This window comes from Halomonas campaniensis (assembly GCF_002211105.1).
In the GTDB taxonomy this organism is placed as follows: Bacteria; Pseudomonadota; Gammaproteobacteria; order Pseudomonadales; family Halomonadaceae; genus Vreelandella; species Vreelandella campaniensis_A.
Genome location: NZ_JPUA01000032.1, coordinates 96,528 through 102,552, shown reverse-complemented (window position 1 = coordinate 102,552; position 6,025 = coordinate 96,528). Strand labels below are relative to the sequence as shown.

Here is a 6,025-nt window from a genome sequence, read left to right as displayed (position 1 = left end):
CCCCGCCGCTATGTGGAGCGTCACCTGGATACCGCTGCGCTGTTACGCTGCTTTGGTGCCAGTCAGCGTCAGTTAGTGACCATTTTTACCCTTCAGTTACTCGGTTTGGCACTGGTAGCGGCGGTGATTGGGGCGCTACTTGGGCTGCTGGGCCAAGCGGTACTGATTTGGCTGTTGGTGAGCTTTCTACCCATGACGCTCCCGCCACCGGGGCTGATGCCGCTGGGGCTAGGAGTATTCACAGCCCTTGCTGTGTTAGTTGGCTTTGCAGGGCCAACGCTGCTGCGTATCAAGCAAGTCAGCGCCTTAAAAGTACTGCGTCGTGAGCTTGATCCACTGCCACCTTCGGCTTGGCTGGTCGTGGGCGTAGCGAGTGTCGTGTTTGGCGGGCTGCTTTGGCTCTATTCGGGCAGTCTGCCACTGGCGATTGGGTTGTTAATCGGTGGTGCGCTTCTGCTGGGTGTGCTGTGGATGATTAGCGCGCTGCTACTTAGCGGCCTATTACGCGTTGTGCAGCGATTCTATGGACGTAATGAGTGGTCACAGGCGCTGAGGCTCGGTGGCCGCCAGTTGGCGCGCAGGCGTCAAGCGGGGCTGGGGCAATTGCTGGCTTTTTCCGTGACTTTCTTTGCCATGGCGATGATTGTGTTGGTGCGTGGCGATTTGCTAAGCACATGGCAGGATCAACTGCCCGAAAATACGCCCAACTATTTTGCTATCAATATTCAGCCCTCTGAGCGTGACCCCTTTGAAGCCGCGATCTCGCCGCGAGTGGAAACCCAAAGCACGCTCTACCCGATGGTGCGTGGCCGGGTGATTGCGATTAATGATCAGCCGCCGAGAGACGCCGTACCGCCGGATGCGCGGGGTGACAACTCACTGCGTCGCGAACTCAACCTTACTTGGCAATCAGAATTGCCAGAAGGCAACCAAGTGGTGGCAGGCGAGTGGTTCACGTCAATCCAGTTGGGCAGTAACGTTGGCACTGAGCAGGGCGATGAAAGCCAAGGCTGGATGAGCGCTGTCGATGCAACGCAGCAGGTGGCTCCGGTGCCCATTTCCATGGAGGACGGGCTCGCCGAAAGACTTGGGCTAAGCATTGGTGATGAGATGACCTTCTCGGTAGGTAGCGACGAAATCACTACCCAAATCACCAGCCTGCGCAGCCTGAATTGGGATAGTTTTCAGCCTAACTTCTTTGTCATCTTCCCGCCGGGCGTGCTGGAGCAGTTTGGCCATAGCTATATTACCGCTTTTCATCTACCGGCGGCAGAGCAGGGGCTTATTCGAGAGTTGATTACCGATTTCCCCGGCGTCTCGTTACTTAACGTGGATGCGATTTTAGGCCAGGTGCGGGATGTGCTCGCTCAGGTCACCCGGGCGGTAGAGCTGGTGCTCGCTTTGGTGCTACTGGCAGGCATTAGCGTGTTGTACGCCGCGCTGACCGCAAGCCTTCCGGTGCGCGCCCATGAAAGCGGTCTGCTGCGCGTATTTGGCGCAGGCAGCCGGATGATTTCGCGGGTTCAGGGGGCTGAATACGCGCTGTTGGGTTTTGCCAGCGGTTTGATGGGCGCGATGCTGGCAGAGCTAACCTCGGCCGTACTGTATATTTACCTGCTGGATCTCACCCCGCGTTTGCATCTGGGACTATGGGTTTTACTGCCCATTGGCGGGGCGCTGTTGATCGGTATCATTGGACATGCGCTTTCGCGCGGTTTGCGTCGTCAAGCACCGGCAGCCAGTCTGGGGCTGTTAGGGGAGGCCTAGTGATAGCAGCTTATTTGGCGAGCCAAAAGCCGACAACAGTAGCGCTGATGACAGCAACAAAAAAGACCAGATTACGGGCGCGAGTATCACGACGTGGTTTCATAACGGCACCAATACAGTGTTAAGTACGGGGTTAAGTACAGTGTTAAGTACAAGGTTGAAGTAAAATATGCCTAGCATGGTAACGTTTGTCGTCTGCGCCGTCATCTTGCTGATCCAGTGACGCGACCGTTCATTTCGGATCATTAGCTGTTTATTCAGGACTGCTATTTATGCCCCAAAACACTCCAGCGACGCACTGTGTTGCGCCAAAGCCGCTTTCCCTTGCTCAAGGACGCCTAGGGGCGCTGAGCTGGGGGCGTTCTGACGCCCCAACCTGGTTGGCTTTACACGGCTGGCTGGATAATGCAGCCAGCTTTACTCGGTTAGCCCCGCTGTTGGTCGAGGCGTTGGATATTCGTATTGTGGCGTTGGATTTTCGCGGCCACGGCCATTCGGCACACGCGCCACAGGGCGGTGACTATGCCCTATGGGACTATTGCCATGACGTATTGGATGCCATGGAGTCATTGGGACTTGAGCAAACCAGCTTACTGGCCCATTCCATGGGGGCGGCAGTGGCCTGCTTGCTCGCGGCTTCACTACCTGAACGCGTCGAGCGATTAACGCTGATTGATGGGCTCGGGGCGCTCAATACGCCCATTGAAGAGACCGCTAGTCAACTGCGCAAGGGGTTAATCGCCTATCGTCGGCCGCTTTCGCGGGCACCGCGTTACCCCGATATCGAGAGTGCCGTTGCCGCACGGGTTGCTGGTGGGGTCACGCCGTTGGATAGCATCACGGCAACCCCGTTGGTGGAGCGTAATACCCGCCCTACCGCCGATGGCCATGTGCAAATGCGCACTGACAGCCGGCTACTGAAGCCTTCCCTGGTGCGCTTTACCCCGGAACAGGTGCTATCACTGCTGGCAGCCATTAACGCTCCGATGCTATTAATTGAAGGAGAGCAGGGGATTTTGGGGGAACGAAAATGGGCCCAAGAGGCGCGGCAAGTGGTCAAAGGGTTAACCCGTCAGGTGCTCAGCGGCGGCCATCATTTACACTTGGAGCCCAGAGCAGTGGCGCAAGTTGCCTCGGTTATCGGCGGTCACTGGGGTAACTCCGGTTCCGTCTAGGGAAGGAACGTAGTATGAATGAATTGGCATATTTGAGTAGCGGCAAAAAGGTCGCACTGGTGCTGGGCAGCGGTGGCGCCCGCGGCTACGCCCATATCGGTGTGATTGAAGCGCTGGAGGCGCGAGGGTTTGAGATTGTTGCGGTATCCGGGTGTTCAATGGGCGCCGTGATCGGCGGTATTTACGCCGCAGGTAAGCTACCTGAATACCGCGACTGGGTGTGTCAACTCGACTACCTGGATGTGCTCAAACTGGTGGATGTCACCTGGAACTCTATGGGTCCGATGCGTGCCAGCAAAGTCATGAGCAAACTGGAAGCACTGGTCGGCGATATTCTCATTGAAGACCTGCCGATCCCCGTCACTACGGTAGCGACAGACCTGGTGCGTCAGCGGGAAGTGTGGTTTCAAAGTGGCCCGTTGCTGCAGGCGATTCGTGCCTCCATGGCCGTACCGGGCGTTATCACCCCGGTTCATCTTGGCGAGCAGGTGCTGGTGGACGGCGGGCTGCTCAATCCACTGCCGATCATGCCTATGGTAGCCGCCCACCAGGCGGATTTTGTGGTCGCAGTTAATGTGACTGCCCATAGCCCGTTGCCAGTCACCTTAGAGGAGTTACTGCCTAAAGAGGAGGAAACAGCCGATAGCCGCACCGAAAGCGAGATTGACCGTGATCAACGCATGGGCCGTTGGATTGGCGATGTGCGTGCCGCTACGCAAAAACTGTGGGCAGGGCTGGGGGCTAATGGCGATGGTGCTAATGTCGAGAGCGACGACGAAGCGTTAGAAGAGAGCACTGAAGCGCGTGGTAAGCGCGAGTGGAGCAAGCTCGATATGATTTTGGAGTCGTTTGATATTACCCAGGCGGCTTTGGCCAAGTATAAGGTGGCCGGGTACCCGCCCGATGTGCTGATCGAAATCCCCAAAACGGTGTGTAGCACTTATGAATTTTACCGGGGCCGAGACTTGATTCGGCTTGGCCGTCATTTGGCGGATGAAGCGTTGGAGCGACGCATGCCCAGTATTGCGTCCGACGCAACCGAGTAGAGGGCTATTGGCCCCGCTTGCGGAGTAATATATAGACCGCCCCGGTGCCGCCGTCGATATCGATGGCCGAGCAGAACGCCAGCACCCCCGGCCACTCCCGCAGCCAAGCGTTGGTATGGCTTTTGAGCACAGGAAAATCCGCCGTAGTGCCCCAGGCTTTGCCGTGCACCACCAATACGCAGCGCAGACCCTGGCTAGCCGAATCGCGTAAAAAGCTCTCTAACTCCGCACGCGCCTCCTCCAGCGTATAGCCATGCAGATCGAGTCCCGCTTGCCACGCCGTTTGGCCGCGTTTTAACTGGCTAAACGTGCGCCACGGCAAGTCAGGCACGCTGAACTCAAGATACTCGGAGGGGCGTACGGCTTCCACCCGGCCATCCGAAGTGCGCCCGCTGGATTGAGGGGCGCTGCTCTCAACCGCCGCATTGCGCCGCGCTTCATGAGCCTTAACGTCGCGCTTGGGTTTGCCAGGGTCAGCCTGATTGGTGGCGATAGGGCGTACCCCCGCCGCCTTCAAGGCGTCGCGGAAGGCACTGATATCGTCATCATTTGGCAGGTGGCGGTGTCGCGTCATATCAGGCTCGGGTGGCAGAAAAATGGGGATAGCAAAGGTGAATCAGTTAAAGAAGCACAGTATAGCGGGCTGAGCGTTGCTGTGAACCGGAGGAAGTGAAAGGTACAATCTTTTATTCGTCATATGGCTCAGGCTCTATTGCCTGCAGTCGCGATTATCGTTAACCAGGAGCCGCTGTGACCACGCATCTTAATGTTGAGCACTCTCACTCAACCCTTTCCCTGTCGGAGTCGTTGCTGGTGAGCCAGCTCTTTACGCTACGCGACTACCTGCGCTGGGTCTCCAGCGAGTTTTATCTGGCGGGCCTGCACTATGGCCATGGTACTGACTCTGCCTGGGATGAGGCGGTGGCGCTCTGCTTAGGCGCGCTGCATCTGCCGTGGAATATTGACCCCAGTGTGTTAGAAGCGCGGCTTCTGCCCGTGGAACGCCAGCGGATTATTGCTCTGGCGCGGGAGCGTGTTACCACCCGCCGTCCGCTGCCTTACCTGCTCGGCGAAAGTTTTTTTGCTGGTCACCCGTTTAGCGTTGATGAGCGAGTGCTGATTCCGCGCTCGCCGATTGCCGAGCTGATTGAAGATGGCTTTGCCGCCTGGTTCCCCGAAGAGCCGCCCGCTAGCGTGCTGGATCTATGCACCGGTTCTGGTTGTATCGGCATTGCTACAGCGCTCTATTTACCCACCTGCGAAGTGGCGCTGGCCGATATCAGCCAGGACGCCCTCGCTGTGGCACGGCAAAATATTACCCGCCACGACGTGGGTGACCGGGTGCGAGCGGTGGAGTCGGATGTCTTCAGCGGCTTGGAAGGTCGGCGTTTTGATCTTATTGTCTCCAACCCGCCCTATGTGGATGCCCGCGATCTGGCCACCATGCCTGCTGAGTTTCGCCATGAACCCTCGTTAGCGCTGGGGGCAGGTAGCGATGGCCTGGATATTGTGCGGCGCATACTGCGCGAAGCGCGGGAGCACTTAACCGATGAGGGCTGGCTGATTGTAGAAGTCGGCAACTCAGATCGCCATGTGGAAGCCGCGTTTCCCGACGTGTCTTTCCTCTGGCTTGAATTCGAGCGTGGCGGCCAGGGCGTATTTGCCTTGAGCGCCGCTGAACTCGACGCCCATGCGGCGTCTTTCCTGTGAGGAACTAACCGCCATGTCTGGCAATACGTTTGGCAAACTATTTACCGTCACTACTTTCGGTGAGAGCCACGGTCCTGCGCTCGGCGCGATCGTTGATGGCTGCCCGCCTGGACTACCGTTAAGCGAAGACGATTTGCAGCACGATCTAGATCGCCGCAGACCGGGTAGTTCACGACACACCACCCAGCGCAAAGAGCCTGATCAGGTGCGGATCCTGTCTGGGGTGTTTGAAGGTAAGACCACCGGCACCTCTATCGGCCTGTTAATCGAGAATACCGACCAGCGCTCCAACGACTACTCAAAAATCAAGGAGCAGTTCCGGCCCGC

General features: G+C 57.7%; 6 protein-coding genes. 5 read left to right on the top strand and 1 reads right to left on the bottom strand.

Features of this window, described 5'->3' with window-relative positions; all coding sequences use genetic code 11:
- The 3 genes from JI62_RS12165 to JI62_RS12155 all read left to right on the top strand — a co-directional run.
- Positions 1–1,767 (top strand): ABC transporter permease (locus JI62_RS12165; protein ID WP_088700420.1); only part of this gene is annotated, 1,767 nt, incomplete at its 5' end.
- 272 nt (positions 1,768–2,039) lie between these two features.
- Complete coding sequence (locus JI62_RS12160) at positions 2,040–2,942, top strand: alpha/beta fold hydrolase (RefSeq protein WP_088700419.1); 903 nt, start codon at positions 2,040–2,042, stop codon at positions 2,940–2,942.
- A gap of 14 nt (positions 2,943–2,956) precedes the next feature.
- Complete coding sequence (locus JI62_RS12155) at positions 2,957–3,988, top strand: patatin-like phospholipase family protein (RefSeq protein WP_088700418.1); 1,032 nt, start codon at positions 2,957–2,959, stop codon at positions 3,986–3,988.
- Positions 3,989–3,992: 4 nt separating this feature from the next.
- Here the strand turns inward: JI62_RS12155 and JI62_RS12150 are convergent, their stop codons facing one another.
- Positions 3,993–4,562, bottom strand: coding sequence for a Smr/MutS family protein (locus tag JI62_RS12150; RefSeq protein ID WP_088700417.1), 570 nt, complete (start codon positions 4,560–4,562; stop codon positions 3,993–3,995).
- 176 nt (positions 4,563–4,738) lie between these two features.
- Here JI62_RS12150 and prmB point away from each other — a divergent pair, with 176 nt between their 5' ends.
- Positions 4,739–5,698 (top strand): 50S ribosomal protein L3 N(5)-glutamine methyltransferase, encoded by a 960-nt coding sequence (gene prmB, locus JI62_RS12145; RefSeq protein WP_088700416.1) that lies wholly within the window; start codon positions 4,739–4,741, stop codon positions 5,696–5,698.
- 13 nt (positions 5,699–5,711) lie between these two features.
- A partial coding sequence (locus JI62_RS12140; protein ID WP_141101325.1) for a chorismate synthase occupies positions 5,712–6,025 on the top strand: 314 nt, incomplete at its 3' end.

Coding starts and splice junctions, on each gene's coding strand:
- JI62_RS12160 (WP_088700419.1), top strand. CDS start 2,040: ATGCCCCAAAACACTCCAGCGACGCACTGTGTTGCGCCAAAGCCGCTT.
- JI62_RS12150 (WP_088700417.1), bottom strand. CDS start 4,562: ATGACGCGACACCGCCACCTGCCAAATGATGACGATATCAGTGCCTTC.
- JI62_RS12155 (WP_088700418.1), top strand. CDS start 2,957: ATGAATGAATTGGCATATTTGAGTAGCGGCAAAAAGGTCGCACTGGTG.